At 65.3% G+C, this 26,591-nt stretch carries 25 protein-coding genes and 1 pseudogene; 9 read left to right on the forward strand and 17 right to left on the reverse strand.

Annotated features, from left to right (window positions below; genetic code table 11):
* Window positions 1–46: 46 nt before the first annotated feature.
* The 14 genes and pseudogenes from WFP36_RS12050 to WFP36_RS12115 all read right to left on the reverse strand — a co-directional run bounded on the left by WFP36_RS12050 (window position 47) and on the right by WFP36_RS12115 (window position 14,633).
* Entirely contained in the window at window positions 47–1,105 is a 1,059-nt protein-coding gene (locus WFP36_RS12050) for a FecR family protein (RefSeq protein WP_336980795.1), read from the reverse strand.
* Complete coding sequence (locus WFP36_RS12055; protein ID WP_336980747.1) at window positions 1,102–1,719, reverse strand: RNA polymerase sigma factor; 618 nt, start codon at window positions 1,717–1,719, stop codon at window positions 1,102–1,104. The genes WFP36_RS12050 and WFP36_RS12055 overlap by 4 nt, the downstream gene beginning before the upstream one ends.
* Before the next feature lie 97 nt (window positions 1,720–1,816).
* Window positions 1,817–4,114 carry a TonB-dependent receptor gene (locus WFP36_RS12060; RefSeq protein ID WP_336980748.1) on the reverse strand — a complete coding sequence of 766 codons (2,298 nt, stop codon included), beginning with the start codon at window positions 4,112–4,114 and terminating at the stop codon, window positions 1,817–1,819.
* A complete protein-coding gene (locus WFP36_RS12065; protein ID WP_336980749.1) occupies window positions 4,083–5,042 on the reverse strand; it encodes a FecR family protein in 960 nt (319 codons plus the stop codon). The genes WFP36_RS12060 and WFP36_RS12065 overlap by 32 nt, the downstream gene beginning before the upstream one ends.
* Window positions 5,039–5,656: an RNA polymerase sigma factor gene (locus WFP36_RS12070; protein ID WP_336980750.1), complete on the reverse strand. Its 618-nt coding sequence runs from the start codon at window positions 5,654–5,656 to the stop codon at window positions 5,039–5,041. Before WFP36_RS12070 ends, WFP36_RS12065 begins: the two co-directional genes overlap by 4 nt.
* Before the next feature lie 23 nt (window positions 5,657–5,679).
* The gene (locus tag WFP36_RS12075) at window positions 5,680–6,294 is read right to left on the reverse strand and encodes a class I SAM-dependent methyltransferase (protein WP_336980751.1); all 615 of its coding nucleotides are present in this window, start codon (window positions 6,292–6,294) and stop codon (window positions 5,680–5,682) included.
* A gap of 10 nt (window positions 6,295–6,304) precedes the next feature.
* Window positions 6,305–6,952 carry a tetratricopeptide repeat protein gene (locus tag WFP36_RS12080; RefSeq protein ID WP_336980752.1) on the reverse strand — a complete coding sequence of 216 codons (648 nt, stop codon included), beginning with the start codon at window positions 6,950–6,952 and terminating at the stop codon, window positions 6,305–6,307.
* A 32-nt stretch (window positions 6,953–6,984) separates the two neighbouring features.
* Window positions 6,985–7,740, reverse strand: a complete 756-nt coding sequence (locus tag WFP36_RS12085; RefSeq protein ID WP_336980753.1) for an SDR family NAD(P)-dependent oxidoreductase — start codon at window positions 7,738–7,740, stop codon at window positions 6,985–6,987.
* Window positions 7,727–8,065, reverse strand: a pseudogene (locus WFP36_RS12090) (iron-containing redox enzyme family protein); the annotation flags it as partial. The pseudogene WFP36_RS12090 and the gene WFP36_RS12085, both read right to left, overlap by 14 nt.
* A 15-nt stretch (window positions 8,066–8,080) precedes the next feature.
* Window positions 8,081–9,799, reverse strand: a complete 1,719-nt coding sequence (locus WFP36_RS12095) for an AMP-binding protein (RefSeq protein WP_336980754.1) — start codon at window positions 9,797–9,799, stop codon at window positions 8,081–8,083.
* On the reverse strand, window positions 9,796–10,344 hold the full coding sequence (locus WFP36_RS12100) for a thermostable hemolysin (protein ID WP_336980755.1): 549 nt from the start codon (window positions 10,342–10,344) through the stop codon (window positions 9,796–9,798). Before WFP36_RS12100 ends, WFP36_RS12095 begins: the two co-directional genes overlap by 4 nt.
* A gap of 105 nt (window positions 10,345–10,449) precedes the next feature.
* Window positions 10,450–12,012: a DHA2 family efflux MFS transporter permease subunit gene (locus tag WFP36_RS12105; RefSeq protein ID WP_336980756.1), complete on the reverse strand. Its 1,563-nt coding sequence runs from the start codon at window positions 12,010–12,012 to the stop codon at window positions 10,450–10,452.
* A gap of 10 nt (window positions 12,013–12,022) precedes the next feature.
* Window positions 12,023–13,189: an HlyD family secretion protein gene (locus WFP36_RS12110; protein ID WP_336980757.1), complete on the reverse strand. Its 1,167-nt coding sequence runs from the start codon at window positions 13,187–13,189 to the stop codon at window positions 12,023–12,025.
* A 13-nt stretch (window positions 13,190–13,202) separates the two neighbouring features.
* Complete coding sequence (locus WFP36_RS12115; protein WP_336980758.1) at window positions 13,203–14,633, reverse strand: efflux transporter outer membrane subunit; 1,431 nt, start codon at window positions 14,631–14,633, stop codon at window positions 13,203–13,205.
* Window positions 14,634–14,734: 101 nt separating this feature from the next.
* On the opposite strand from WFP36_RS12115, the gene WFP36_RS12120 reads away from it, so the two are divergent.
* Window positions 14,735–15,334 (forward strand): TetR/AcrR family transcriptional regulator, encoded by a 600-nt coding sequence (locus WFP36_RS12120; protein ID WP_336980759.1) that lies wholly within the window; start codon window positions 14,735–14,737, stop codon window positions 15,332–15,334.
* A gap of 54 nt (window positions 15,335–15,388) precedes the next feature.
* Here WFP36_RS12120 and WFP36_RS12125 read toward each other — a convergent pair whose 3' ends face one another.
* Both WFP36_RS12125 and WFP36_RS12130 read right to left on the reverse strand, forming a co-directional pair.
* Window positions 15,389–15,781: a c-type cytochrome gene (locus WFP36_RS12125; protein ID WP_336980760.1), complete on the reverse strand. Its 393-nt coding sequence runs from the start codon at window positions 15,779–15,781 to the stop codon at window positions 15,389–15,391.
* A gap of 19 nt (window positions 15,782–15,800) precedes the next feature.
* Window positions 15,801–17,144, reverse strand: coding sequence for a hypothetical protein (locus tag WFP36_RS12130; protein WP_336980761.1), 1,344 nt, complete (start codon window positions 17,142–17,144; stop codon window positions 15,801–15,803).
* Between the two features lie 144 nt (window positions 17,145–17,288).
* On the opposite strand from WFP36_RS12130, the gene WFP36_RS12135 reads away from it, so the two are divergent.
* From WFP36_RS12135 to WFP36_RS12155, 5 genes are all read left to right on the forward strand, one after another.
* Window positions 17,289–17,822: a cytochrome b gene (locus WFP36_RS12135; protein WP_336980762.1), complete on the forward strand. Its 534-nt coding sequence runs from the start codon at window positions 17,289–17,291 to the stop codon at window positions 17,820–17,822.
* Window positions 17,823–17,924: 102 nt separating this feature from the next.
* Window positions 17,925–18,212, forward strand: coding sequence for a hypothetical protein (locus tag WFP36_RS12140; RefSeq protein WP_336980763.1), 288 nt, complete (start codon window positions 17,925–17,927; stop codon window positions 18,210–18,212).
* A gap of 183 nt (window positions 18,213–18,395) precedes the next feature.
* Entirely contained in the window at window positions 18,396–19,040 is a 645-nt protein-coding gene (locus tag WFP36_RS12145; RefSeq protein WP_336980764.1) for an RBBP9/YdeN family alpha/beta hydrolase, read from the forward strand.
* Complete coding sequence (gene cysK, locus WFP36_RS12150; protein WP_336980765.1) at window positions 19,037–19,963, forward strand: cysteine synthase A; 927 nt, start codon at window positions 19,037–19,039, stop codon at window positions 19,961–19,963. Before WFP36_RS12145 ends, cysK begins: the two co-directional genes overlap by 4 nt.
* A gap of 9 nt (window positions 19,964–19,972) precedes the next feature.
* Entirely contained in the window at window positions 19,973–20,677 is a 705-nt protein-coding gene (locus WFP36_RS12155; RefSeq protein ID WP_336980766.1) for a glutamine amidotransferase, read from the forward strand.
* 9 nt (window positions 20,678–20,686) lie between these two features.
* Here WFP36_RS12155 and WFP36_RS12160 read toward each other — a convergent pair whose 3' ends face one another.
* Window positions 20,687–21,124 carry an RrF2 family transcriptional regulator gene (locus WFP36_RS12160; RefSeq protein ID WP_336980767.1) on the reverse strand — a complete coding sequence of 146 codons (438 nt, stop codon included), beginning with the start codon at window positions 21,122–21,124 and terminating at the stop codon, window positions 20,687–20,689.
* Window positions 21,125–21,764: 640 nt separating this feature from the next.
* Here WFP36_RS12160 and WFP36_RS12165 point away from each other — a divergent pair.
* The 3 genes from WFP36_RS12165 to WFP36_RS12175 are packed head-to-tail and all read left to right on the forward strand — an operon-like array spanning window position 21,765 to window position 26,534.
* The gene (locus WFP36_RS12165) at window positions 21,765–24,161 is read left to right on the forward strand and encodes a TonB-dependent receptor (protein ID WP_336980768.1); all 2,397 of its coding nucleotides are present in this window, start codon (window positions 21,765–21,767) and stop codon (window positions 24,159–24,161) included.
* A gap of 10 nt (window positions 24,162–24,171) precedes the next feature.
* Window positions 24,172–25,539, forward strand: a complete 1,368-nt coding sequence (locus WFP36_RS12170) for an MFS transporter (RefSeq protein WP_336980769.1) — start codon at window positions 24,172–24,174, stop codon at window positions 25,537–25,539.
* Between the two features lie 41 nt (window positions 25,540–25,580).
* Window positions 25,581–26,534 carry a TauD/TfdA dioxygenase family protein gene (locus WFP36_RS12175; protein WP_336980770.1) on the forward strand — a complete coding sequence of 318 codons (954 nt, stop codon included), beginning with the start codon at window positions 25,581–25,583 and terminating at the stop codon, window positions 26,532–26,534.
* Window positions 26,535–26,591 lie beyond the last annotated feature (57 nt).

Here is a 26,591-nt window from a genome sequence, read left to right on the forward strand (position 1 = left end):
GCTTCAACCATCATGACGAGCGGGGCAGACCTCTCCGCCAAGCCGATCAGTTATTTTTTCGCGTGAGCAGGAAACCCTCGTCGGACGGCGAGGCCTGGATATCGAGCGTAGCATCGAGCGCTTCGAAGAAGATCGTGGGATCGGTGGAGGTGAAGCGCCCGCCAACGCGGATCGCCCCCAGCGCCGGATCGGCAATGACGATCTTGCGCTCGAGATAGCGGTTATATTCGCCGATCGCCGCGGAGAGCGGCTCGTCCTGAAAGAGGATTTCCCCGCTCTGCCAGGCAAGCGTGGCGGCGACCTGCAATTCGGAAGCCGGGCTGATGCGGGGCCCGGCATCGGTGAGGCTGAGCATGCGATAGGCGCCTGCCGCCTCGGGCCTGAGGTCGCTTCCATCCGCCTGCCCCGCGCTGCGAGCCACTCCCCGCAGCACCATCACGTCGATCCCGCCCGGCATCAGCCGCGCGTTGAACAGCCCGCTGGTCAGGCTGATCTTCACATCCTCCCCTTCCAGCAGGAGCGGCGGCCCCTTGGGCGAGACCTCCAGCGCCATTTCCCCCCGTTCGAGGCGGAGGATGCGCTTCCCGCCTTTCACGCGCCAAGCGACCGAACTGTCCGTGTTGAGCGCCAGCAGGCTGCCGTCGGGCAGGCGCAGCTTGCGCGTCTCTCCGATCCCGGTCTCGACCCGGTCCCACGCATAGGCTCGTGAAACCGCCATGCCGCCCCCGGCGAGCACGATCAGCCCCGCCGCACCGGCGGCCCGCATCATGGCGCGGCGCGAAAAGGAAAGGTCTGCGCGCGCAGCGCCCTGCTCCGCTTCCAGGCCAATCCCGGGACCGACCTTTTCCCATGCGGCATAGGCGCGCGCGAAGGCCAGCGCATGAGCCGGGCTGCGGCCTCGCCATTCTTCGAATGCGGCAGGATCTACCGTGCCCAGATCGTGCCGTGCCACCCATTCGGCGGCTTCCGTGGCAAGGCGATAGGGCTCGGATCGGCGTGGAAGATCTATGTTTCCGCTCCCATGCAGGGCGGGCTCCCCGCGAGCCCTTCTATAAGGGGACGAGCGGGAAGCGGTTTGCCGCCAACTGTCCGAAAAATATTTCAGCCTTGGGCGACTTCGTCCCGCTGCAGCGCGTCTTCGGCCTGGGGTTCCGCCGTGTCTCTGTCCATGTCTCTGCCAATGTCTCTGGCCGTGTCTCTGGCCGCGTCCGGGTTAAGCGCCCGGCCCAGCAGCACCACGGCCCGCGCAAGCCGCTTCTCCATGGTGGACAGGCTGATGCCCAGTTCACTGGCGATTTCACGGGGTGGCTGCTCGTCGAACCGGCGGCGGATGAACACCGTGCGGCAGCGTTCGGGCATGGAGCCGAGCGCGGCATTGACCCGCACCATCATTTCCCGGCCGGACAAGGTGCGGAACTGATCCGGCGCATCGTCTTCCACGTCGAAATCGTCGATCTCGGAAATACGCTGGAATTCGACGATTTTCGCCCGGCGCAGCCGCTCGATCGAAATGTTGCGCAACATGCGCAGGACATAATGGCGCGGATTGCCGATCGATGCCCAGCCATCCATGGCAAACAGCCGGACGAAGGCCTCCTGCACCAGATCGGAGGCGGCATCCGGATCGCGCTCGAGCCGCCGCGCGGCGTCCAGAAATGCGGGTTCGTGAGGCAGAACCTCGTCGATGAACCAGCGATCTATGGGGCGCAGAGCGGACATCGGGCCTGACGAAAGGATGGAGTTCCGCTGGCCGCTAGGGGGCGATTGTTGCCGCCCGGTGACAGGGGCTCGGCGAGGGGCTCGGCGCCCCCCGGCCTCAGAACTTGCAGTGCGCTGCCAGGCTCAGGCTGGTCGGTGCCTGCGGCGTATATTGCCGCATCGCCGAAAAGCGCAGGGGATTGCCGAATGCGAACTGGTCGGCACTGGAAGCGAACAGATTGTCGAGGTCCAGCGAGAAATCGACGCGGCCAAGATCAATCCGGGCCTGCAGGCCGCTTTCGAGATAATTGCCGATCGGGCGATCCACTGCCGGATCAAAGCTCAGCCTCGCCGGGCCGACATAGCGCAGCCTGACCCGCAGCGAGGCTTCCGCATCGCCCAGCGCGAAGGAATAGGCCAGCGCAGCGCGCAAGGTATATTCCGGGACCACGGGAAGCCGCCGATCCTCCAGAGCGATGCCCAGATCGTTCCGCACAAGGCGCGCGTCCTGATACGACCCGCCGGCAGTGAGCAGCCACGCTGCATCCAGCGGCAGGCTTAACGATCCTTCGAAGCCGATGATTTCCGCATTCCCCGCATTCTCGGTCTCGATCAGTCCGTCGGGTTGCAGCATGTCGGACTGAACGTCTTGCCAGCGCGTGAAATAGGCGCCCAGATCCAGATGCCCACGCCCGCCGATCTGCTGGCGCCAGCCGGCCTCGAAAGTTTCCAATTCGTCGCCCTTCAGGCGGTCGAGTTCTCCGGAACCATTGATGTCCAGCCCGCCCTGCCGGATCGCCGAACCATAGCGCAGATAGGCCAGATGGCTGCTGTCAGGTCGCCAGGACAGGGCAAAAGCGGGCGTCATGCCGCTCCGCCCCAGATCGCTCGTCTGTGGGCCGGATGCAAGCAGGCGCGTTTCCGAAACGCTGCTGTGGAACAGGCGGGCCCCCGCATCGACGGCAAACCCGGAACCGAGCGGCACGGAAAGGTCCCCAAAGGCGGAAAGGTCGGTCGTGATCCGGCGATCGTCGTCAATCGACAGGCGATCCGCGGCGGAGGCCAGGAACCAGATGTCGTGCTGGCGTGCCTCAAGGGCGGAAAGGCCCGCCAGCCACTTTACGCCGCCCAGCTCTCCGCTGATCCGCGCTTCATTGTCCCATACGCGATAGGTCCGCTCCATATTGAGCGTGAGCGGATCGGGAAGGCCGAACCCGGCCGCGCCCTGTGTCGCATCGTAAGTGTCGTTCACTTCGTGCCAGGTCATCGCGCTGCTGAATACGATGCTCGCCCTCTCGCCCTCGCGTGCGATCTTCAGCGAGACATGGCGCAGGTCATTATCGTGCGGTTCCGGCAACTGGGCCGGGCGCGAGCGGGCGTTGGGCCGATAGACATATTGGCTGTCCTGCGCCTCGCGCCATTGGCCGAAGCCCGTCAGATCGACTTGCCAGCCCCCGCCCGCATCCACTGCCAGCCCAAGCCGCGCACCCAATGTCCGGCCGGAATTGCTGTCCTTCCGGCTGCCCGTGTCGATCCAGCCGGCATCCTTGCGCGAATATCCCACCAGCCTGACACCCGCCACGCCGGGCTGCAGGGGCAGGTTCGCGACTGCCGCAATGTCGTAGCCAAGGCCTCCCCCGGCCAGCACCTCGGTTCCTCCGGAGAGCGAGAGAGACGCCTCGTCCAGATCAGGCTTGCGGGTGACGAGGTGATAGATGCCGCCCAGCGCGCCGGTGCCGTAGAGCGCGCCCTGCGGGCCCTTGAGCACTTCCGCGCGCTCCATATCCACCAGCAGGATATCCGGGTCCGGCGCGGCATAGGTCAGGCGTGCCTCGTCAAGGACGACGGCGACGGTCGACTGGCTCTCGCCATTGAAGGCGCTGTCTGAGACCCCGCGCAGAAACAGCCGGTTGCGGCCATGCCCCGAGGCGGTGAGCGTCATCCCGTCGATCTCGGAGGCCACGTCCGCCGTCTGGCCGCCCGCTCCCGGCGGGATCGCGGCACCATCGCCCAGCTCCACGACTGAGGCGGCCATGGGCAGGTCGAGCAGGCGGGAAGCGCGCTTGGTTGCCGTGACGATGATCGGCGCGCCGACGCCGTCCTCCGCGCGAGTGAGCCGTGGGGCGGGCTGGCGCGCGGGTGCGACGCGCGGCGCATCGCGCTCGATCCGCCAGGCTGTGGGGCCGACTTGCCGGGCATGATAGCCGGTGCCCTTGAGCAGCGCCTTGAGCGCGGCCTCCGGGCTCAAGCTGCCCTTCACGGGGCGGGTGCGGATATGCGGCAGAGTGCCGTCCGCCCCCACCGAGATGCCCGCCTCTCGCGAGAGCAGGGCTATTGCATCGCCGAGGGTGGCGGCGGGAATGTCGAGCCGGTGGCGCTCGCCCTCAGCGCTGGCCGGACTCCAGGCGATAGCCATCGCCACTGCGGCCAAGCTCAAGGTCCATGAGCTGGGAAAGATCGCGCAGCGCCGCCTCACCATCATGGATGACCAGGGTTCCCGTAAATCGCCGGGTGCGCACAGAATCCGCCACCGACACCTTGACCCCCGCATAGCGGCTGAGATCGGCCGCGACCAGCGGCAAGGGCGCGGCATCGAAAGACAATCTGCCCTGGCGCCATTCGCCCGCCTTGCCGGCGGGGATGGCCGCGACCTGCGCCGTGCCTCCGGCTGGATCGAACGTCACCCCATGGCCCGCGGCAAGCCGCAGCGGCTGGCCCAGCGCCTCGGACGAGACGCGCACTTCGCCCTCTGCCACCTGCACCCGCACCTGCCCGGCGGCGGACTGGACATCGAACTGAGTACCGATATCGCTGATTTCCAGCTCCCCGGCCGTGATCGCCAGAGAGCGCGAGGGATCGTGGCGAATGTCGAACCATGCACCGCCTTCCAGCGCGATGCGTTCCTCTTCGCGGCCTTCGATCCGGATGGTGCTGTGCGGCGCCAGTTCGATGCGCGAGCCATCCTCCAGCGCGATCAGCCGGGAATCCATCCCTGTCGCATAGGTCGCGGCCCCGCCGCCGCCGAACTGCCAGACAGCCAGCGCGGCCACGAGCGAGGCAGCAAGTGCGCCCCCAGCCCAGCGCATTGCGGAAAACCGCCGCACTGGCGCGGGGGGCGCATCCTCGCCCGCCCAATCGTCATTCGCGACAGCTTCTGCGGGAGCAAGCAGGTCCGCGTGATCCTCCAGCAAGGCATCGGCCAGCGCCACCTGGTCGAACGCCGTGCGATGGCGCGGATCTGCCTCGAGCCACTGAGTGAAGGCGTCCCAATCCATGGCATCGCCAAGGCTGGCCAGATGCCAGGCTGCCGCCTGTTCGATAATCGCCTGTTCCGTATCCGTCATGTCACTTGCCCCGCAGGCGGAACCTGTCCGCCGGGCGTCCCCGCTTTTCCAGACGCCGCCGCGCCATACAATCCACAGTCCGCCAGTGCATTGCGCAGATGTTTCATCGCCAGCGCCAGATGCTTTTCCACCCCGCTGCGGCTGATACCAAGGATTTGCGCGATTTCCCCCTGCGACTTGCCCTCGAAACGATAGAGCCGCAACGCCTCGCGAGCACCCGGCGGCAGGCTGGCCACGGCCTTGCGCACCAGTTCCGCCTCCTGCCGGCGGGACGCTTCCTCTTCCGCATTCGGCGTGGGATCGGGGCGGTCTTCCGGCACGGCGTCTGCCCCGGCTTCCTCCACGATCCACTTGCGGTCGCGAACCATTGCCCGGCGCCGCATCTTCAGCGCATCGAGCACGATATTGTTCGCCATGCGAAACAGATAGGCCCGCCCATCGCCGATCGGGCCGCTGGGCTGGCGCGAGGCCTTGATCCACAATTCCTGCAGGTGATCCTCCGCCTCGGCGGGATCGCCGCAACGCGCGGCAAGGAAACGCAGCAATTCCCCGCGATGCTGTTCCAGCACCCGGGCAAGGCCTGCTGCCTGTGCCGCGCTGTCATCGGGAACCATTGCTTCCCCCGGCCCAAATGGCTTCATCGCACCGCCCTGACCAGCAGTCCACGGACCGAGCGCGTTACCGGCACTTCCTGCACCCAAATACGTTCCGGCACAAATCCCCCCGCGACAAGGGCCGCCGCGAGTTCCTTCCGGTCGAACAGGCGGTGCCTGCCCGCGCGGGCGAATTGCCAGCGGGCCATGGTCTCGCGATGAGTGACATAGGCGACCAGCCGCCCGCCGGGCTTGAGGGCACGGTGGATGGCGCTGGCCATCCGCCCCTGCCGGTCCGCGAAATAGAGCACGTTGAGCAGTAGGGCCGCATCGAAGGATTCTTCGGCCAGGGGCGCAGTCTCGACCGCGCCCGAAATCAACAGCGCCCGGCCCCGCAGGCGGCGCGTGGCAGCTTCCAGCATCGTCACCGACGGGTCGATGCCGACGCCCCGGATATCGGCCCGGCGCAGCAGGCCTTCCAGCGCCGCGCCAGTGCCGCATCCGGCATCCAGAATCCGTTCCCCATCGCGTGGGGCCAGCAGATCGAGCGCCAGCCGGGTAGGCACCCGGTTGGCAATGTCCATCGCCCCGCCCAGCAAGCGGCCCATCATCCCCTGAGGCAGGGCCAGTTGCCCTGCCAGCCCTTCGGAAAATCCCACTCGCCGGGCCTTACTTCGCCTTGGCGAGCAATGACTGGACTTCGCGGCGGCGGCCCGCATCCCATGCCGGGCGCGCCGGATCGTGCGGGGCCTTCAGTGCCCTTTGCAGATAGGATCGCGCGCCTGCCTTGTCGCCCTGATCGAGCAAATAATCGGCATAGAAATAATTGGCATCCAGCCCGTTCGGATCGAGCGCCAGCGCTTCCTTGAGCAATTGCTGGGCGCGGCTCTTGTCACCGAAGCCGAGAGGCGAGCCGGGCACCTTGTAATACAGCACGCCCAGGCTCATCGCCGCGCCGCCATGGGCAGCCTTGGGATCGATCGCATAGGCCTTTGCCAGAATGTCATGCGCCTTCTTCGCCAGCCCCAGCTTGTGGAAGATGTTGGCGCGATTGGCCTGTTCGCTGGTGACGATGCCCTGCCACAGCAGCGGCTCCGCCTTGCCGGGATAGCGCGCCACGAGAGTGGCGGCATCCTTCGCGAGCTTGTCCAGCGCCTGCGTCTGCGTGCTGGAGCCGCGCACTTCATAGGCGATATGCGCCCAATTATCGTTCACGGCCTTCACGTCCTCCGTCATCCCGGCAAAGGCGGCGCCGGGCATGGACAGGGCCAGCGCCGCGGCCAATGCGGCAACCATGGTGGGGCGAGTGATCTTCATGCGGAAATTCCTTCTGCAACGGTCGGGAAGGGTCAGGAAAATTCGGCGCGGGCGCGCCTGATCTGCGAATTGAGGCCGCTGTCGACCAGCCTTGGAGCAAGCGCGTTGAGCGCCGCATAGAAGCGCTCCATCGCCCCGATATTCAGCGTGGGACGGCGTGAGAGGATCGCCGAAGCGATCCTCTGTGCGACCCATGCGGGCTCATCGGCTTTCATGCCGGTGATCTGGAGAAAGCGGGTAACCTCGCCATTGTTGAACGGCGTGCGCGCCGCGCGCGGATTGATATGCGTCACGGCAATTCCGCTGCCCTGCAATTCGCGGCGCAGGCTCTGGCTCAGTGCCGCAAGGCCCGCCTTGCTGGCGGAATAGGCCGCGAACCATGGATAGGGGATAGCACCGAGCACCGATCCGACATTGACGATCTGCCCGCCGCCGCGCCGGCGCATCGGGCCCGCGACCGCGCCGCACAGCACGGAAGGAACCAGCAGGTTCACCCGGTAGCATAGCGCAAGGGCATCGGCGGGCTGGCTTTCATGCAGGCCGAAACGCATCACGCCCGCGATGTTCACCAGAATGTCGGGCGGGCTTTCGGACAGGCGCCGCGCGAGCGCTTCGAGTGGCTCGTCGCCTGCCAGATCCACGATGATGGACTGATCGCAGGCCGGGCATTCCACCCGGTCGACCCCGACCGTGCAGGCACCCGCTTCGCGCAGCAGGCGCGCCACCGGGGCGCCGATCCCGCCTGCCGCGCCCGTGACCACCACGGTTTGCCCTTCAAGCGGCTTCATGGGCAGGCTCCAGCTCGATCGAGGCGAAGACGCCGCCGAACAGGCCGAACATCTCCCTTGCCATCCGCACGACCGCATCCCGGTCGGCCGGATCGGCGAAGGAATTCACCAGCCGGGCAAAGAAGGCCATGTGGTGCTGATCGAGCGCGCCGTGGGACGTGAGGTACGTGAAGGCCTGAGGCGGCAGGCCGAGATTTTCGGCCACCGCGCTTGCCCCGCGCTGCGCCAGTGCCACGCTGACGCTTTCCAGCACATAGACCGTGCCGAAGAAGGACACCGGATTGCCCTCGCGGATGGAGCGATAGGCATGGTTCACCATGGCGCGGGTGGCAGGTGCGGGCTAGCCGTGGCGCACGGCCTCGGCATTGCCGCCCGCAGCCGCGATATCGGAAAGTATCCACTCCTCGTGGCCTTCTTCCTCCTCGATATAATCGTCGAGCGCGGCAATCAGTTCGGGCCGGTGGCGCAGCCGCTCATGCGCGGCGCACATCAGCGGCACTGTGTGTTTCACATGGTGATAGGCCTGCGTCAGGTAATCGAGATAGGCCTGCCGGGTGATCGTACCGGTGAGCCCGGCCTGCAATTGCGGGATGGCAAGGAAGGCCAGCCTCTCGCGGACAGTGGCGGCTTCCAGCACAGTGAAGAAGTCGGGCTCGCCCGAGCAATAGGCGGCGAGGATTTCCTTGCGACGCAGGCGGCCATTGCCGGTCAGCCGTCCGTTTCCGGGCGTGAAATGCGCCGTCTCGCGCCAGCGGGCGATCCGGGCATAGGGCGGCAATTGGGCATTGACCGCCGCGACCGCCGCAGACAGGTCCGCAACCGGGCTGGCGGGCACCAGCAGCGCCTCGGGAGCGGGCAAGCCGTCGCCATAGACCATGGCCTGTGCGATCTCGGGGCGGGCAGCCAGGCTCGCCTCGATCCATTCGGGCGAGATGTTGCGGCCGAAGCTGGTGACGATCAGGCTGGACTTGCGCCCTTCGATCCATAGCCGCCCCATATCGTCGATCCGGCCGATATCGCCGGTGGCGAATGGCCCCGGCTGGCGGTCCTCGCCGCCCGTGCCACCCACTGTGCCAAGGCAGAGCGGACCATCGAGAACGATCTCGCCATCGTCGGCGATACGCACCTGCATGTGGCCGAGCGGCTTGCCGACGGAACCGGGCTCGCTTGCGCTCCCATCCTCCAGCGCGACGACCGAGGCGCATTCGGTGAGGCCATAGCCCTGCCGCACTGGCAGGCCGAGCGCCCTTGCCCGTGCGAGCAGGGCTGGCGGAACATGCGCCCCGCCCACTGCGACCAGCGTCAGCTGCGGCAGGCGCGTGCCGCTCCGCTCCATCGCGGCGACAAGCCCGGCGAGATATTCCGGCACCAGGATCAGCGATGTGATCCCGAACCGCCCGATCGCCCGCAGCATCTCCGCGAAATCGGGGCGGAAAGGATCGGCCAGCCCGACGTCGGCCTGTGGCGGGCAGACATAGGTGCCCCCGGCCAGCAGCGTGGCGAAGAAGCCCGCGACCGTTTCCAGCAGGATACCCGGCGGCAGCAGGGCCAGATGCCGGCCTGCATGGCGCATGCCGACCGCCTCGACCACCGAAGCGGCCACGGCAAGCATGTGATCGGCCGACAGGCAGACGCCCCTGGGCGTGCCGGTGGAGCCGGAGGTAAAGGTTATCCGCGCCGTCCCGGGGGGCAATGGGGGGGACGGCGCGGTCTCACGGTGCCCGGCGCGCTCACTGGGGACACGATCGGAGATCATCCGGGCACCGCAAGCCGTAATCGCGTGTCTGGTCTGCTCTGGCGTGAAGAACAAAGGCAGGGAGAGGACGGGAATGGCCGCCTCCAGCAAGGCAAGGTCGCTTATGGCCTGCCGCACGCCGTGATCGAGCTGCATCGCCGCCGGGACATCCGGGGCCATGTCGCGCGCCAGCACGCGGGCCGTATCCGCAACGATGCGGGCCAGTTCGGCATAAGTGACAGGCTCGCCCGCACCGGGATCGAGCGCGATGCGCCGGGGATCGGCGGCGGCATGGGCCGCCAGGGCTTCGAGCAGGATGGTCATGCCGCCTCCCGCCGATTGCGCCGCGCCATGAAGGCCGCGATGGCGCCCTGCCCTTCGCGGATAATCCCGGCGCAGACCTGCGGATCGGTCTGGTAATAGCGCCCCCATTCGGCCGCGGCGGCGCCCAGCCGTTCGGGCCGGGCGGGCGCGAGCACGATCAGCGGCACGCCGATGCGGGCGAAGATGCGGCGCAGCGGCGCGGTCAGGGTCGCGACGGCGATCTCGCTGCCTCCGGCAAGGTCGTTCGCGGCGGCGCCCCACAGCTCGATCATCGCCATGGCATTGTCTGCGGCGAAATTGCCGATCTCGACCACGTCGCTTCGCTCGATCCTGCGGCCGAGAGCGGCCTCGAGACAGGCCTCGACCGGGCAGTCCAGATAGGCTTCGAGAAACAGGCCAGCCTCATCGGCCCGCCGGTAGCCGAGCATCGCGCCCGTACCTCCGGAACCATGGGCGAGATAGTCGCGGAACGAGGGAGCCGGCCGGGCCCCGAAGACGTCCATATATCTGCGGCCGATTAGCGAAATGTCGGTGATCTGGGGCATCCATTGCTCCTCGCTGTCGAGGGCAAGACGCCGCCGCCGGACAACCTCCACAGTCCGGCGGGACGCAAAAATGCCGCGGGGCGACTTGGGGCCGCTTGGGGCCGCTTAGTGCCCGGAAGTCGTGTCGATCGGCCCTTTAGGCTTGGGAGCGAGCCAGATCAGGGTTGCGGATGCAAAGAACACAAGCGCAATGATCGCAAAGATATTAAGCGTCGCCAACATCAGGCTCTGCCCTTCGACCAGATAGGAAAGATTGGCCACCGCGGCTTCGGGCGGTGCGCCCCCGGCAACCATCCCATCCACCACATCCTGCGCATGCGGCATGGCACCGGCCAGCTCGGTCTGGTTCGTGCGTGCGGCATTGCTCCACCCGGTCTGGGCAAGAGCGGCGGCAAAGGCGCCCGCCAGCGTGCGCATGAAGTTCGATACGCCCGCCGCATTGGCGGCCTCCTCCGGGTCCACACTGGCCATGGCGAGCCCTGTAACGGGGATGAAGAACATCACCATGAACAGGCCCGAGGCCAGAGTGGGCCACGCCATCTGCCAGAAGGTGACATCGGGGGTAAAGCTCATGCGCCATACATGGATCGCGCCCAGCCCGATCAGGCCGAAACAGATAATCAGGCGAGCATCGATCCGCTCTACCGCCTTGCCCACCGCAGGCGCGCTCGCAATCGCCAGCAAGCCCATCATGCCTGTCGCCAGCCCGGCCCAGGTAGCGGTGTAGCCCATATTGGTCTGCAGCCAGAGCGGTATCAGCACCAGCGAGGCGAAGAAGGCCGCAAAGCCGGCGCTGTATGTGATCGCAGAAGCAGTGAAGCCGCGATGGCGGAAAATCCTCAGGTCGACGATGGGGTTGGGCTCGGTCAGTTCCCAGATCAGGAAGGCGAGGAAGCCGACCACCGCGACGATGGCGAGAATGACGATCTCGCTGGAGGCGAACCAGTCATGATTGCGCCCTTCGTCCAGCATGATCTGCAACGCGCCCACCCATACAATCAGCAGAACGAGGCCTACCACGTCGATCGAGGCACGCTCGCGCGGATCGGGCTGCCCGCGCAGCATCGACCAGGCAATGAAGCCCCCGACCAGCGCGATGGGTACCTTCATATGGAAGATCCACGGCCAGCCGATGCTATCGCTGATGATCCCCCCAAGGATCGGGCCCGCGACCGGGGCGATCAAAGTCGTCATGGCCCAGATGATGGCAGCGATGGTCGCCTTCTGCGGCGGGAATATGCGCAGCAGCAGCATCTGGGACAGCGGCATGAGCGGCCCGCCGACAAGGCCCAGCAGCACTCGCCCCGCCAGCAACATGCCCAGCGAATGGGCAAGTCCGCAGAGCAGGGAGATGACGCCGAACGCCAGGTAGCAGGTGATGAACACCCTTTGCGCGCCGAACCTTTTGGTCAGCCAGCCGGTCAGCGGAACCGTGATCGCCTCCGCCACGGCATAGGAAGTTATGACCCAGGTGCCCTGACTGGCCGAAACGCCCAGCGATCCAGCAATGTTCGGCACCGAGACATTGGCGATGGTCGTATCGAGGACGACGAGGAAATTGCCGAAACCGATGGCCAGCGCGGCGATCAGCAGCCGCAAGCCGGTAAGCGGAACCGGGCCGGCGGGGGCCTGCCCCGCCGCCGATGGAGTGATCGCGGTGCTGGCCATGGGACCGGACCTATTCGGAAACGTCGACGGTGACGTTCATGGACAGGCCGACCCGCAGCGGATGCCGGGCAAGTTCCTTGGGATCGAGCGCGATCCGGACAGGCAGCCGCTGGACCACCTTGATCCAGTTGCCGGTCGCGTTCTGCGCCGGGACGACGGAGAACGCAGCCCCGGTGCCACCCGAGAAACCCACGACCTTGCCGTGATATTCAACATCGCTGCCATAGAGGTCCGAATGAAGAGTCACTGCCTGGCCCGGACGGACCTTGGCCAGTTGCACTTCCTTGAAGTTGGCATCGACATAGGCCTGCTGCGTGGGGACAATCACCATCAGCACTGCACCCGGCTGGACGCGCTGCCCGATCTGGACCTGACGGCGCGTGACGACGCCATCCACTGCCGCGCGGATCACTGTCCGTTCCAGATCGACCTTCGCCCTGTCACGGCGCGCACGGGCTGCTGCCACTTCGGGATTGGTCTCGATGGTCGAATTCTCGATCAGCGCGGAATTGGCACGCTGCTGGCTTGCTGCCGCAGACTGGTTCGCCGCCGCCAGTGCCTGTTCGGCTTCCGCCGAGCGCAGATTGGCCGAGGCGATGTTGAACGCATTGCGGGCAATGGTCAGTTCCTCGCCCGATACCGAGCCGGAAGCGGCCAGAGCTTCGCGCCGTTCGAGATCGATCCGGGCCTTGTCGAGATCAGCCCGGCGGGAGGCGAGCCGGGCGGCTGCCTGAGCCCGCTCGGCACCGCGTGCAGCCACCTGCGAGGCAAGCCCGCTATCGGTAGCCACGATGCCGCGCACTCGGCGTTCTGCCGCCTGCAGGGCAGCCTCGGCTTCGGCCAGAGCCAGCCTTGCATCGGTGTCGTCGAGTCGGACGAGCACATCGCCCCGCTTGACCGCCTGCGTATCCTGCACCGTCACTGCGACCACCGGCCCGGCAACCAGCGGAGTAACCTGCGCCACATCCGCCCCGACATAGGCATTGTCGGTCGAAACATAGCGCGAGGCAAAAACGGAATCGTAAGCCAAGTAGAGCCCGCCCAACACCGCAACGCCCGCTGCAAGCGCCAAGAAGAGCCGCTTGCGCTTGCCCTTGCGCGCGGTTTCCTCAGCTGGGCTTTCTTCCTCGGTCGTGGTGTAGACGTCATGCTCGACGACATGGGTGATCTTGGTCATCTGCTTTCCCCAATCAGGAACGGTAGCCGCCGCCGAGCGCGCGGATCAGTGCGATATCGAGAGCGAAGGCACGGGTCTGGAGAACGGCCACTCCGCGCCGCGCCGCGATCAGCGCATCTTCCGCGGCAAGCACGTCGAGATAGGTCGCAAGACCCCCGCGATAACGATTGTTGGCAACGGTCCATGCGGCCTCTGCCGCCTGTTCCGCCTGGGCTGCGAGGCGCAGCCTTTCCTCTAGCGAGCGTTGGCTGGTGGCAGCATCGGCGACCTCGCGCAGCGCCTGCACCAAGGTCCCGTCGTACTGGGCGACAGCGGCCGAGTAATCGGCCTCCGCAGCGCGATACTGGCCATTAAGCCGCCCACCGTCGAAGATCGGCAGGCTGATCGCCGGGCCGGCGGTCCCGAATTCGGAGCCGGACTTGAACACGTCCCCGATGCCAAGTGCCTGAAAACCGATCAACCCGGCCAGATTGACGTTGGGATAAAAGGCGGCACGCGCGCTCTTGATCCGGCTAGCCGCCGCCTCTGCGCGCAAACGGGCCGCGACGATATCCGGCCGCCTGCCGATCAATTCAGCAGGCAGTTCGGCAGGCAGGGAGAAATCGCCATGCGCGGCAGGAGTGGTCCGCCCGATCGCAAGGCCGCGGTCCGGCCCGGCGCCCATGAGCGCGGCAATACGGTTGCATGTGATCGCCAGCGCCTCGTCGAGAGCGGCAAGATCGCCCTTTGCCCCGGCCAGGTTCGCCACTGCACGATCTACGGCGCCCTGATTTTCCAGCCCTTCCGCCTTGCGCTGACTCATCAGGTCCAGAGTGAGGGCCCGCACGGCGACCGCACGCTCGGCAGAAGCGCGTTCGGCTTCCAGCCCCGCCATATCGGCATAGGCAGAGGCGATGCCTGCCGAAACCGCGAGCCTTGCCGAAGCGGCTTCGGCCCCGGCAGCTTCCGCGTCAGAAAGTGCGGCCGCCAGCGCCGACCGGTTGCGGCCCCAGAAATCCAGTTCCCAGTTGAGCCCCAGACTGGCCTGTCCGTAATCCGGCCAGCCTTGAGGAGCGACTTCCTTCGGGAACAGGTAATTGTAGCTCTGCTTCGTAACGCCGCCCTCTGCGGCGAGCGTGGCGGTCGGCAGCATCCGGCTGCGCGCCTGCCGAACGAGCGCCTCCGCCCGGTCGAACCGGGCTTGGGCGACGCGCAGATCGGTGGCACCGGCCAGCCCTTCCTCGATCAGGGCCGAAAGCTGCGAATCCCCCAGCCCTTCCCACCAGCGATCCGAGGGCCATGCACCGGCCGGCGCGGCAAGACTGCGCGTGGCGGCCAGGCTGTCCGGCACGGCTGGCGCCGGCAGATCCGCTGCATGAGGCGGTGTGACGCAGCCCGCCAGCAGCAGGGCACCGGCAAGCACCCCGAGTTGCCGGCCCGGCGCGCAAAAATCCCATCGAATCATGATCGAGCTCACATAACTGAACCGTACAGTTCAATTATGGAAAGCGACTTGTCAGTCAAGTCAAAACTGTACATGCTGGTTCAGAAAAGGAGAGGCGCGAGATGCGTGTAAGGACGGACGATCGCCGCCGGGCGATCCTCGAAGCGGCAAAGGACATCTTTCGCGAAGTCGGGTTCGAGCGGGCAAGCATGGCGGCGATCTCGGCCAGGGTCGGCGGATCGAAGGCCACGCTGTACGGCTACTTCAAATCGAAGGAAGAACTGTTCGCGGCGGCCATGATCGACGCACTGGAGGAACAGGGCCAGGAATTGCTGGACCTGCTCAACACGTCCCGACCAGATGTGGAGGAAGTGCTCCACCGCTTCGGCATCGCCTATCTGCGACTGCTGACCTCGCCCGATGCACTTGCGATAACGCGCACTGCCCTTGCCGAAAGCCCGGGCCGGGAGAAACTGGGCGAGCATCTCTACGCGCTGGGCCCGCAGCGCGGTCTGGACGCGATCACCGATTACATGCGAACGCTGGGCGAGAGAGGCGAACTGGAGATCAGCGATCCTGTGATCGCCGCGCACCAGTTCAAGGCACTGCTGGAAGCCGGGATCATGGAGCCCCTTCTCTTCGGCGCCCCTCCTGCCTTCCCGGCAGACAAATGCATCTCGGCGGCGATCTCGACCTTCCTGAAGGCCTATCGCCGGAATTAGCGGCTTGGAGGGCGACGAGCCACACTGAGCCGCCAATGCCGGAGATCCCCCGCATCAATCGGGATTGACGAGATAAGCGATGACATTGGCGCGATCCGCCGGCTTCGCCAGCCCCTTGAACTTCATGATGCCGCCGGGAACCACCGCCTTGGGGTTGGCGAGATAGGCAGCGATCTTGTCCGGGGTCCACACGATGCCGGAGGCCTTCATCTGTGCCGAGTAGGAAAAGCCGGATATGGTCCCCGCCTTCCGCCCGATTACCCTGTAAAGCGAAGGCCCCTTCTTGTTCGTCCCCCTTGGCGAGACGGAATGACAATCCGAACAATAGCTGTCGAAGACATCGCCGCCGGCATCCGCATCGCCCGCCGGCTGGGACCGGGCGGGCATCGATATGCCGAACCCTGCCAGGACCAGAGCCAATGCCATGACTGTTGCTGTCTTTCGCATGGGAATTACCTCCATCGGCTCAGAACGCCGTCCACACGAAGGCCGTGAGGGTATTGTTGTCACTGGCAGCGCGGCCCGAGCCGTCATAGTCCTGACTGGCGCCATTGAACTTTGTGTAGCCACGATATTGCAGGCCCAGCCGCAGGTTGGCGAAGGTGGACTGGCCCTCGCCTCCCCAGGGGGAATAGTCGGCCTGGACAATATAGCCGGTCGTGTCAGGCTTGCCCGTGCGGCTGCCCTCTTCGGCGGCCGGAGCGAACAGATCCGCATCGCGCGTGCCGGTAGTGCTGAAACCGCCCAGCGTCAGGCCGAAGTGCTTCTTGTAATACCAGCTCACATCGCCCGAAATCGTGTCGAGACTGTGCTTCGCCAGGCTGGTTTCCCCCGCAAAGACGGCATGATCCAGCGTCTGGTTCTCGTGGATGTAGGAGGCATTGACGCTGACGATATTCTGGCGGTTACCCAGGAACTGGTAGGTCGCGTCGACGCCGACATCGCTATATTTGTCCGTCGGGCCACCATCGCGATCCGGATTGAGATGCGCGCTCATCCCGATCAGGCCGATCGACGCATTGGAACGGCCGAAATCCTTCGCATAGGCAAGGCGCCAATAGGGCGCGACGCCGCTGAGGCTGCCTGCTTCGGCTCCGATACCGAGGGAGCCGAGCAGCGAGGGTTGGAGCGACCTGTAGCCACCGGCCTCGGCATAGAGCCCGTCGGCAAGCGAGAGAAAGGCCGTGGCACCCACCGCCTGATGCTCGATCCCGCCCTGCAGCAGCGGTGCAGCGGCGCTTTCGAAACCGAGGTCCGAACTCGTGTAGGGGAAGCTCCAGGCGCCGACCGAATTGAACGGATCCGACAAGGTCGGGTTATTGTTGATATCGATGCCGATTACCGCATCCGCGCCCGCAATCTTCACCGGGTGGGCATAGCGGACCTCGGCATGGTCCAATGCAGTTGCGCGATCCACTTCCGAATAGGTCGTCTGGACGAAAGTCCCCAAGCCCTTGGCCAGGCGGCCGGCCAGGAAGACAGAGGCTTCCTGCAGGGCCACATTGTCATTGCGCCCGTCATGGCCGGAAATCACGTCCGCCCGATCTTTCGCGGTGTGAGTAAAATTGGCGACCGCCATGCCTGAAAGCGGGATCTTCGTAGTTCCGTCTGAGAAGCCATTGATCTTGAAATCGCGCCCGTGCGGGGTGAGTTGCGGCCCGAAGCCGCCGACATGGCAGGCAGCGCAGTCCTCGCCGGTCTGGCGTGCGTAAGAAGGCAGCGCACGAGCCGGATCGGGCGCTAGCCAGCCCGGGCTCATCAAGGCCGCAGCAAGCAGGGCACTGGCACCGCCAAGCAGATAATACCGCATATAATTCCCCTCATGAGAGCTCTCACTATTGCGGCAGACGCCGCCGGGTAGAGCCCTCCCCAGTCGCACGGAAAATTTTTTCGAGCGGCTGGGGAAGATGGAAAACGGCGGCGTCTGCCCATTGGAAAATCAGGGAGTATCCGAATGACGAAGGGGCATGCGCTGCGTGTGGCGTTTCACTGGATCAGCGCCGTGCTGATCGCCGCGGTTTTCGCAATCGGCTTTGCCCATGAAGGGATGGAGGATGCGGACAGTCGCCTGTTCTGGCTAGACATGCACAGGGCAATCGGCCTTGCCATCCTGGCATTCGCGGCGCTGCGCCTGCTGTTTCGCGTGGCAGTGCGTTTTGAGCGCCTACACGAAACCAGTCCACTGCTGCGCCTTACGGCGGGCGCTTCCCATATCGCGCTCTATGCGGCCATGCTGGCCATGCCTCTGCTCGGCTGGGCGCAATCGAGCGCCAAGATGCGCAAGTTCAAGCTGTTCGGCATCAAGCTGCCCGCACTGGTAAGGCATGACAGCGATCTGGCAGACAGGATCGGCGAGTGGCACGAGCAACTCGCCTGGGTATTGTTGGGGCTCATCTGTCTGCATGCAGCGGCAGCGCTTTATCACCACTTCATCCGGCGCGACGGCGTGCTCCTGAATATGCTGCGCTTCCGCCCGACGCTTCCCTGAGTGCGGAACATCGTACCTCGAACCCGCGCTCGGCGAACGATATTGCGCGTGTTGGCAGGCGGGCTCTGTGCGCTCGCCATATTCGCCGCCCTGCCTCACTGGATGGCGGAGCGCGCTGCCCTTGCCGCACGACAGGAAGGTCTGCTTGGCAGGATCGCAGGGGCGAAGCTGGTTTACCGCAATGCCACGCTTGGCGATGCCATTGACGATATCAACGGCTATTCCGAGCTTCGCCTGGTAACACCGCCGCAATTACGCCGCAGGGCCTATACGGGCGAACTGCCGGGTCCGCCCGAGGCGATGCCCGCCGCCCGCCAATTAGCCGGACAGACCGGACTAAAGCTTGTCCGGGCAGGCCCGCATTGGGCTCTCGTTCCACCGCCGGACTGACGCCCTCGAACAGCCTGACCAAAGGCCCAGGCAAGGGCATCCATTATCCCGCCAACTTTTCCTTCACCCTAAACTCTACCAATTTAATCGACAAAATCCCTCACCTCATCTAACTCTGATTTCCCTATCGACTCGATAGGGATAAATCGTCAGCCGTGAGGCCAGACTCAGAGGAGCTAGATTATGGCGGATTTGCATGATGGCAGCCCGGACAAGCCTCTGGTGCTGATTGTTCCGGGTCTCGACAATAGCGGGCCTGATCACTGGCAGACTCACTGGGAACGGGATCGCGACGATTGCCGCCGCGTCGATCTCGGCATGTGGAACCAGCCGCAACCGGCGATCTGGGCTGACCGCCTCGGTGCGGCCATCGAAGAGACTGCCCGGCCGGTCGTGCTCGTGGCCCACAGCCTCGGCTGCCACGCCGTTTCCTGGTGGAACGCGCTCAGGCGGCCGGTCGCCGACAATGTAATCGGCGCGCTGCTCGTGGCCCCGCCCGAAGTGGAAGATGCGCCGATCGATTCCCGACTGGCCCCTTTCGCGCCCCTCTCGCGTGGAAGGCTGCCTTTCCCGTCGATACTCGTGGCGAGCGGCAACGATCCCTATGCCAGCTTCGGCCGCGCCAAGCGCATGGCCCGGGTCTGGGGTAGCCGGCTAATAGATGCCGGGCCGCTGGGTCATATCAACGCGCAATCGAACATCCGGGACTGGCCTTATGGCCGCTTCCTGCTGCGCCGGCTGATTTCCGCGGCCACGCCGCCGCCAGCAGCGCTGATCGAGGGCGGATCCGTAGATACATTGTCCCGCGCTGGAGGAACCGGTCGATGAAAGCGAATTCAGTTCTGGAAACCATCGGCCGCACGCCGCACATCCGCCTGGGCCGGTTGTTCCCGCAGGCGGAAGTGTGGGTAAAGTCCGAGCGGACCAATCCCGGCGGCTCGATCAAGGATCGCATTGCGCTGGCCATGATCGAGGCGGCCGAGGCAAGCGGCCAGTTGCAGCCCGGCGGCACGATTATCGAGCCGACTTCCGGCAATACCGGCGTGGGCCTCGCCATGGTCGCGGCAGTGAAGGGCTATCAGCTCGTGCTGGTCATGCCTGAATCCATGTCGCTCGAAAGGCGGCGGCTGATGCTGGCCTATGGCGCCCGCTTCGAGCTGACTCCGCGCGAAAAAGGCATGGGCGGCGCATTGGCGCGGGCGCAGGAACTTGCGGCGGAAACACCCGGCGCTTGGATTCCCCAGCAATTCGAAAACCCCAACAATATCGACGCGCATGTGAAGACCACGGTCGTCGAGATCCTCGCGGATTTCAACGATCAGCCCTTCGACGCGCTGGTGACGGGTGTCGGCACGGGCGGGCATCTGACCGGCGTGGCCCGCGTGCTCAAGACGAAATGGCCGCAGCTCAAGGTCTTCGCGGTGGAACCCACTCTCTCTCCCGTCATCAGCGGCGGACAGCCTGGGCCGCACCCCATTCAGGGCATCGGCGCGGGCTTCATTCCCGCCAATCTCGACACTCGCCTGATCGACAAGGTCGTGCAGGTAGAGGCAGAAGACGCACGCGAATGGGCCCGGCGCTCGGCACGACGCGAAGGCTTGCTGGTGGGGATCTCTTCCGGCGCGACTTTGGCGGCAATCGACAAAGTTATCCCCGAATTGCCGGACGGCGCCCGCATTCTGGGCTTCAATTATGACACCGGGGAACGCTATCTCTCCGTGCCTGATTTCCTGCCTGAAGGGGATTCCTGAGGACGTGTGATGGGCGCAAAGCGTGCATTGATCATCCGCCATGTGCCATATGAAGGGCTCGCCGGTTATCGCGATCCCATCGAGGCGGCAGGCTATGATGTTGACCGGATCGACGTGGCCGATCCGGCCTTCTCCTCGCTCGATCTCAGCGAGCCGGACCTGCTCATCATGATGGGCGGGCCGATGGGCGTCTATGAACAGGACGTCTATCCGTGGATCGCCTGCCAGCTGCGTCGTCTTGCGCGCCGGCTCGAAGCCGACCGGCCCACGCTGGGCGTGTGCTTCGGCGCACAGATGATCGCGCAGGCGCTGGGCGGGCATGTCTATGCCGGCCCCCACAAGGAAGTGGGCTTCCACCCGGTGACCGTGCACGATCACGTCAATGATAACCCGCTCACCCCGATTGCGGGCCAGCCCATTCTGCACTGGCATGGCGACACCTTCACCCTGCCCGACGATGTCGAACTGCTGGCATCCAGCCATGTCTACGATCATCAGGCCTTCCGCCGGGGGCGCAATATCCTGGCGCTGCAGTTCCACGCCGAAATGGGGCTGGACCCGCGCTTCGACGCCTGGATCGAGGAATGGCCGGAATCCGTGATCGAGGCGGGTGGCTGCGAAGCCTCGCTGCGCGCCGCCCATGACGAGCATGGCCCCGGTGCGGTGGCGGCCGGCCAGTCCGTGATCACGAACTGGCTGGGTGGGCTGCGCTAAGCCGCGCCCTCAGTCCTCCAGCGCGAATTCCGGCACCGCAGCGATCGGATCGGCGAGCGTGATCGCGTCGAGGATCGCTGCCGTCTCGTCCCGCACTTTCAGCATCAGGGCGCGCAGGCGGCACTCGCTTTCCGGCAGGCAATGGTCGCAATGTTCATGCGCATAGCGACTGGCGCAGGGAACCAGCGCCAACGAGCCGCGAGTGATGCGAATGATGTCGCCATAGCGGATATCCACTGGCGACAGGGCCAGCTGATATCCCCCCTCGCGCCCGCGCTGGGACAGCACGATCCCTACCCGGACCAGCTCGGACAGGATGACTGTCAGGAATTTGGGCGGGATGTTCTGCGCCTTCGCGATCTCGCCCATCTGGGCACGGCCATCCGGATAGAGGTCGGCAAGGTGCTGAAGGGCGCGGATCGTATAACGGCTTTTCTGCGAGAGCATGAAACCAGCCTATCTGTTGTCACCACATTTTCAAGTGAAACGATTGAGATTTCCCCGCGCGCTCAGCCCGGCGCCCAGTTGCAACGGCCTATCCAGACTTTGCCAGGACAAACCAAAGCTTTCATTGACGGCATAATCTCTACCAACTAGATAGGGATTAAGCGAAGGATGTGATTCCGCCCCTCGCCGGAAAATCAGGAATCCGCGGCTTTTGATCGGGAAGCAGCTTGCTCCGCGTTACCAACAGCTAAAGCGCGCGATGCTGGGGCGACAGCGCCAGGCATCGTGTCCCTCTCGTAACGATGAGGTGAAGCGATGCGTATGCACAATCACGAGTTCTAGGGCAGTCCGGGCATCGGGGCGCTGAGCCCGGGCCTGCTGCCGTGCCGGTGGGACAATCCTTCTCCTTCCCGCTGGCGCGTCTGCCCGGCTTTCGTTCCCCATGACGCCTGCTCCGGCCGGCCGCGCCCTATGCGCGTGGCCGGCCACACAATCCCCGTCCGGCCACATGTGGCTGCGCCGGCTGAGATCGTGCGCCCGAACGGCGCGCCCTGTTCCCGGGCTCGGGAGCGGGAACGGTCCTCTGCGCCCGCCATCCGCGCCGGACCCCAATACATTTTCAAGGTTCAGGGAAATCCAGATGTCGCAGTTTCTTTCTTCCGTTGCCTTCCGCCGCGCCGCCCTTGGCACCACTGCCCTTGCCGGCCTGATCGCCGCCATCCCGGCCCATGCCGAGGAAGTGGCCGCGAGCGAGGTTTCCACCGCCGTCGAAGCCAGTGTTGCGGAAGGCCCAGCCATCATCGTCACGTCCTCGCGCCGCCGCGACGAAAACGCGCAGGACGTGCCGATCGCGCTCAGCGTTGTGAGCGCGGAAGCGCTTGAAAAGCGGGGCGACTACACGCTCGGCCAGATCCAGCAGCAGGTCCCCAGCCTGCAGGTGTTCAGCTTCAACCCGCGCAACACCAATGTGAACATTCGCGGCCTGGGCAGCAATGTGGCTCTGACCAATGACGGGCTGGAAAACGGCGTCGGCTTCTACATCGACAACGTCTATTACGGCCGCGTCGGCCTCTCGCAGTTCGACCTTGTGGACCTTGACCGGATCGAGGTGCTGCGGGGGCCGCAGGGCACGCTGTTCGGCAAGAACACCACGTCCGGCGTGATCAACATCACCAGCCGCGCGCCCAGCTTCACGCCCGAATTCTCCGGCGAACTGTCCTACGGCAATTACGGCTATGTCCAGGCTCGCGCCTCGGCTTCCACCGCGCTGGTGCCCGATCTGGTGGCCGTGCGCGTCAGTGGGGCGCTGACGAACCGCGACGGCTTCCTGTTCAACACCACCAAGAACACCGATGCGCAGGATTATTACAACGCGTCCGTGCGCGGGCAGGTGCTGATCACGCCGAGCGACAATCTCGAACTGAAGCTGATCGGCGACTATTCGCACCAGAAGCAGAAATTCGCGCTGACCGTATTCGTCGATCATCACGAGACCTACGAAAACGGCGCCGCCATCCCCAACAACTTCCTCGTCCGCGCAGCCCGCTTACCCGGCTACACCCTGCCCAGCTTCCAGCCCTTCGATCGCGAAGGCGAGGCCGACGGGCATTATCAGGCAAACATGGAAGGCTATGGCTTTTCCGGTCAGCTCGACTGGGATCTGGGCGGCGCCAAGCTGACTTCCATCACCGCCTATCGCTGGTGGGACTGGTATCCGGCCAATGATGGCGACGGCACATCGCTGCCCAACATCACGGCAGCCCAGCAGGAGAATTTCCAGCGCCAGTTCTCGCAGGAACTGCGCGTCGCTTCGGACAACGACGGCCCGCTCAACTACGTCGTCGGCGCCTATTACTTCTGGCAGACCGTGCGCGGCTATGGCTCGTTCGGCTATGGCGAGGCCGCCGGCTTGTGGAACCGCCCGCCAGCCTCGCAGCTCCCGCTCAGCACCTGGAACCGCGCGCTCGACGGGTTCACGGCCGCTTCTTACTCGGAACCGGTCACCAAGAGCCTGGCCGGGTTCGGTCAGCTCGACTGGGCGATTACGGACAACCTCAAGCTAACTACAGGTCTGCGATATACGCACGAAAAGAAGTCCGGCACCTACGAACAATGGTGGACCGGCGGCACCGATCTCGCCGATCCGACGCTGGCGGCAATCCGCGGTCAGTTCAACCCGATCACCAGCTACGAAACCAGCTTCACCGACAACAGCGTCTCGGGCCTTGCCTCGCTCAGCTGGAAGGTAGCGGACAATGCCCTGCTCTATGCCAGCTATTCGCGCGGCAACAAGTCGGGCGGCCTCAACCTTACCACCTTGCCCGTCGGCGTTTCGCCCGATGTCGCGCCGGAAAAGGTCGACGCCTATGAGCTGGGCTTCAAGTCCCAGGCCTTCGACCGCCGCCTGACCTTGAACGGCGCGTTCTACTGGACCGAAATCTCGGACTATCAGACCGCGATCACCGAACAGGTCCCCGATACGGTGACCTTCCGCCAATATATCGCCAACATCCCCAAGGTCCGCTCGCGCGGGTTCGAGGCAGATGCCGTCTTCGCCATCAGCGATCGTTTCAGCATCAATGGCTCGCTTGCCTACGCCGATGCGACCTATGTCGAATATACCAACGCCCCACAGGCGGTGGAACGGCTGAACATCTCGGCGATCCAGGACCTGTCGGGCGAACAGCTGCCCGGCATTCCGAAGTTCACCTACACGCTGGGTGCCGATGCCAATACGCCGCTGGGCGATTGGGGCGGACGCGGGCTGGAGCTTTATGCCCATGCCGACTGGTCGCACCGTTCGTCCTTCAACACCTCCTCGTCAAACTCGGCCTGGGCCGAAGTTCCCGGCTACGGCATCGCCAATGCCCGTATCGGCCTGCGCAGCGACGATGGCCTGTACGACATCTCGATCTGGGCCAAGAACCTGTTCGACAAGGAATATTTCAGCACGCTTTCGGCCGCCAATACCGGCGCGATCACCGGCCAACTCGGCGATCCGCGCACTTATGGCGTGACCTTGCGCACCAAGCTGTGAGGCACGGGCAATGACGGCTTCCCCCTTCTCGCTCCATGAGCCCACGCTGTCCGGTTGGCGGCTGGCACGTTTCTCGGCCATCGCCCTGCCGGTCTCGGCAGCCAGCCTTCCGCTGGCCGTCTATCTCCCGGCGATCTTCGCGCGCGATTTCGGGCTCTCGCTGGGTTCGATCGGCGCGGTGTTCCTGGCCGGGACCCTTTGGGGCGCGCTGCTCGATCCACTGATCGGCGCGCTCAGCGACCGCACGCGCACCCGGTTCGGGCGCCGCAAGCCGTGGATCGTGGGGGGGAGCCTGCTGTTCAGCCTGGCGTCGATCTTTCTGTTCTTTCCGCCTGTGAACGTTACACCTGTCTATCTCGCCGTGGTGCTGGTCGCCTTCTATCTCGGCTGGACGGCAGTGCAGATTCCGTTCCTGGCGTGGTCGGGCGAGATTTCGGGCCAGTATCACCAGCGCACCCGCATTGCGACTTACCAGACCGTGGCCGGATCGGCGGCCCTGTTCGTCACGCTGGTGCTGCCCACCATTGCCGACCAGTTCCGCCCCGGCGACGGACGGCTGCAGATGACGCTGATGGGCGGCCTGGTGCTGGCCACCGCGCTGCCCAGCGTCCTGCTGTCGCTCACGGCCTTCCGCGAGGAGCCGCCGGCCTATGAACCGGTTCCCTTCTCGCTGGGCCAGTCGCTGCGCGCCGTGTTCGCCAACCCGCTGCTGCTGCGCGTGCTCGGTTCCGACTTCGCGGTCTCGCTCGGTCAGGCGATCCGCTCAGCCCTGATCGTGTTCTTCGTGACCTTCTACATGGGCCGGCCGGACTGGGCGGCGGGGCTGTTCCTGTTCCAGTTCGTGTTCGGCATCCTGGCCGGCCCGATCTGGCTGCGCATCGGCCTGAAGCTGGGCAAGCACCGCACGGCCATCCTGGGCGAAGTGGTGCAGGTGGCAATCAATCTGGGCCTGCTGCTGGTCACGCCCGATCGCTTCGGCCTGCTGCTGGTGCTTACTTTCGCGCAGGGCCTCGCACAGGGTTCCGGCAATCTGATGCTGCGCGCCATCGTGGCCGACGTGGCGGACAAGCACCGGCTGGAAACGGGCGAGGAACGGACCGGGCTCTACTTCTCGGTCTTCGCCCTCGCCGGCAAGTCCGCAGGCGCCGCTGCGGTGGGCATCGCGCTGCCGCTGGTGGGCTGGCTGGGCTTCGACCCCAAGGTCGTCAACTCGCCCGAGGCGCTGACCGGCCTGCTCTACGTCTTCGCGCTGGGCCCTGCGCTGGCCCACGCAGTTTCCGCCGCGCTGCTCGCCCGCTTCCCGCTGGACGAGGCAACGCATTCCGAAATTCGCCGCCAGCTCGATGCCGGACCCACCGTGCTCGTGCCCGCCGAATAAACCCCGAACGGTCCCTCAACCCTCAATCGGAGTATTCCCCCATGGCTACCATCGTTCCTTCCTATCCGAACGCCAAAGACCCCTCCTCTCCGCTGGACATCGTGCCCCTGACCGGCCGCATCGGCGCCGAAATCCGCGGCGTAGTCCTCTCGGGCGATCTTGACGCCGCCACCGTGCAGGCCATCGAAGCCGCGCTGGTGCGCCACAAGGTCATCTTCTTCCGTGGCCAGCAGCATCTCGACAATGCCGAGCATGAAGCCTTCACCTCGCTGTTCGGCGATCCGGTGGCTCACCCCACCGTGCCGGTGGCCGAAGGCTCGAAATACCTGCTCGAGCTGGACAGCCAGGAAGGCTACGCCGCCTCCAGCTGGCACACCGATGTGACCTTCGTCGACGCCTATCCCAAAGGTTCGATCCTGCGCGGCATCACCATCCCCGAAGCGGGCGGCGATACCGTGTGGGCCAATGGCGAGACCGCCTATGACGAACTGCCCGAAGCCCTGCGCCAGCTGGTGAACAACCTCTGGGCAGTGCACAGCAACGATTACGATTATGCTGCCGTGCTGGGTGCCAACCGCGCCAGCGATGCCCAGCAGGAAGCGGTCAAGCAGCACAAGAACGTGTTCGCCTCGACCATCTATGAAACCGAGCATCCCGTGGTGCGCGTCCACCCCGTCTCGGGCCAGTGCAGCCTTCTGCTCGGCCATTTCGTGAAGCGCTTCGTCGGGCTGAACCAGTCGGATTCCCAGCGCCTGTTCAACCTGCTGCAGGATCACATCACCAAGCCGGAAAACGTGGTGCGCTGGCGCTGGCAGCCGGGCGATGTCGCCTTCTGGGACAACCGCTCCACCCAGCACCGCGCCGTGGCCGATTTCGCCCTGCAGCGCCGCACGCTGCGCCGCGCGACCATCCATGGCGAAGTGCCCGTGGCGATCGACGGCCGCACCAGCCGCACGGTCCGCAAGGAAAAGGCCCGCGAATACGAAGCGGCCTGACGCATTCAGGGGCCGGACCATGTGTCCGGCCCCTCCGCGACAATACCAGCCAATGGC

Source organism: Fulverythrobacter fulvus, assembly GCF_037154085.1.
GTDB classification, from domain to species: domain Bacteria; phylum Pseudomonadota; class Alphaproteobacteria; order Sphingomonadales; family Sphingomonadaceae; genus Andeanibacterium; species Andeanibacterium fulvum.

Excerpts from the sequence above, each read along its gene's own strand:
- WFP36_RS12055 (WP_336980747.1), bottom strand. The coding sequence starts at position 1,719 with ATGTCCGCTCTGCGCCCCATAGATCGCTGGTTCATCGACGAGGTTCTG.
- WFP36_RS12060 (WP_336980748.1), bottom strand. The coding sequence starts at position 4,114 with ATGGCTATCGCCTGGAGTCCGGCCAGCGCTGAGGGCGAGCGCCACCGG.
- WFP36_RS12065 (WP_336980749.1), bottom strand. The coding sequence starts at position 5,042 with ATGACGGATACGGAACAGGCGATTATCGAACAGGCGGCAGCCTGGCAT.
- WFP36_RS12070 (WP_336980750.1), bottom strand. The coding sequence starts at position 5,656 with ATGGTTCCCGATGACAGCGCGGCACAGGCAGCAGGCCTTGCCCGGGTG.
- WFP36_RS12080 (WP_336980752.1), bottom strand. The coding sequence starts at position 6,952 with ATGAAGATCACTCGCCCCACCATGGTTGCCGCATTGGCCGCGGCGCTG.
- WFP36_RS12085 (WP_336980753.1), bottom strand. The coding sequence starts at position 7,740 with ATGAAGCCGCTTGAAGGGCAAACCGTGGTGGTCACGGGCGCGGCAGGC.
- WFP36_RS12095 (WP_336980754.1), bottom strand. The coding sequence starts at position 9,799 with ATGACCATCCTGCTCGAAGCCCTGGCGGCCCATGCCGCCGCCGATCCC.
- WFP36_RS12100 (WP_336980755.1), bottom strand. The coding sequence starts at position 10,344 with ATGCCCCAGATCACCGACATTTCGCTAATCGGCCGCAGATATATGGAC.
- WFP36_RS12105 (WP_336980756.1), bottom strand. The coding sequence starts at position 12,012 with ATGGCCAGCACCGCGATCACTCCATCGGCGGCGGGGCAGGCCCCCGCC.
- WFP36_RS12110 (WP_336980757.1), bottom strand. The coding sequence starts at position 13,189 with ATGACCAAGATCACCCATGTCGTCGAGCATGACGTCTACACCACGACC.
- WFP36_RS12115 (WP_336980758.1), bottom strand. The coding sequence starts at position 14,633 with ATGATTCGATGGGATTTTTGCGCGCCGGGCCGGCAACTCGGGGTGCTT.
- WFP36_RS12120 (WP_336980759.1), top strand. The coding sequence starts at position 14,735 with ATGCGTGTAAGGACGGACGATCGCCGCCGGGCGATCCTCGAAGCGGCA.
- WFP36_RS12125 (WP_336980760.1), bottom strand. The coding sequence starts at position 15,781 with ATGCGAAAGACAGCAACAGTCATGGCATTGGCTCTGGTCCTGGCAGGG.
- WFP36_RS12130 (WP_336980761.1), bottom strand. The coding sequence starts at position 17,144 with ATGCGGTATTATCTGCTTGGCGGTGCCAGTGCCCTGCTTGCTGCGGCC.
- WFP36_RS12135 (WP_336980762.1), top strand. The coding sequence starts at position 17,289 with ATGACGAAGGGGCATGCGCTGCGTGTGGCGTTTCACTGGATCAGCGCC.
- WFP36_RS12140 (WP_336980763.1), top strand. The coding sequence starts at position 17,925 with ATGGCGGAGCGCGCTGCCCTTGCCGCACGACAGGAAGGTCTGCTTGGC.
- WFP36_RS12145 (WP_336980764.1), top strand. The coding sequence starts at position 18,396 with ATGGCGGATTTGCATGATGGCAGCCCGGACAAGCCTCTGGTGCTGATT.
- cysK (WP_336980765.1), top strand. The coding sequence starts at position 19,037 with ATGAAAGCGAATTCAGTTCTGGAAACCATCGGCCGCACGCCGCACATC.
- WFP36_RS12155 (WP_336980766.1), top strand. The coding sequence starts at position 19,973 with ATGGGCGCAAAGCGTGCATTGATCATCCGCCATGTGCCATATGAAGGG.
- WFP36_RS12160 (WP_336980767.1), bottom strand. The coding sequence starts at position 21,124 with ATGCTCTCGCAGAAAAGCCGTTATACGATCCGCGCCCTTCAGCACCTT.
- WFP36_RS12165 (WP_336980768.1), top strand. The coding sequence starts at position 21,765 with ATGTCGCAGTTTCTTTCTTCCGTTGCCTTCCGCCGCGCCGCCCTTGGC.
- WFP36_RS12170 (WP_336980769.1), top strand. The coding sequence starts at position 24,172 with ATGACGGCTTCCCCCTTCTCGCTCCATGAGCCCACGCTGTCCGGTTGG.
- WFP36_RS12175 (WP_336980770.1), top strand. The coding sequence starts at position 25,581 with ATGGCTACCATCGTTCCTTCCTATCCGAACGCCAAAGACCCCTCCTCT.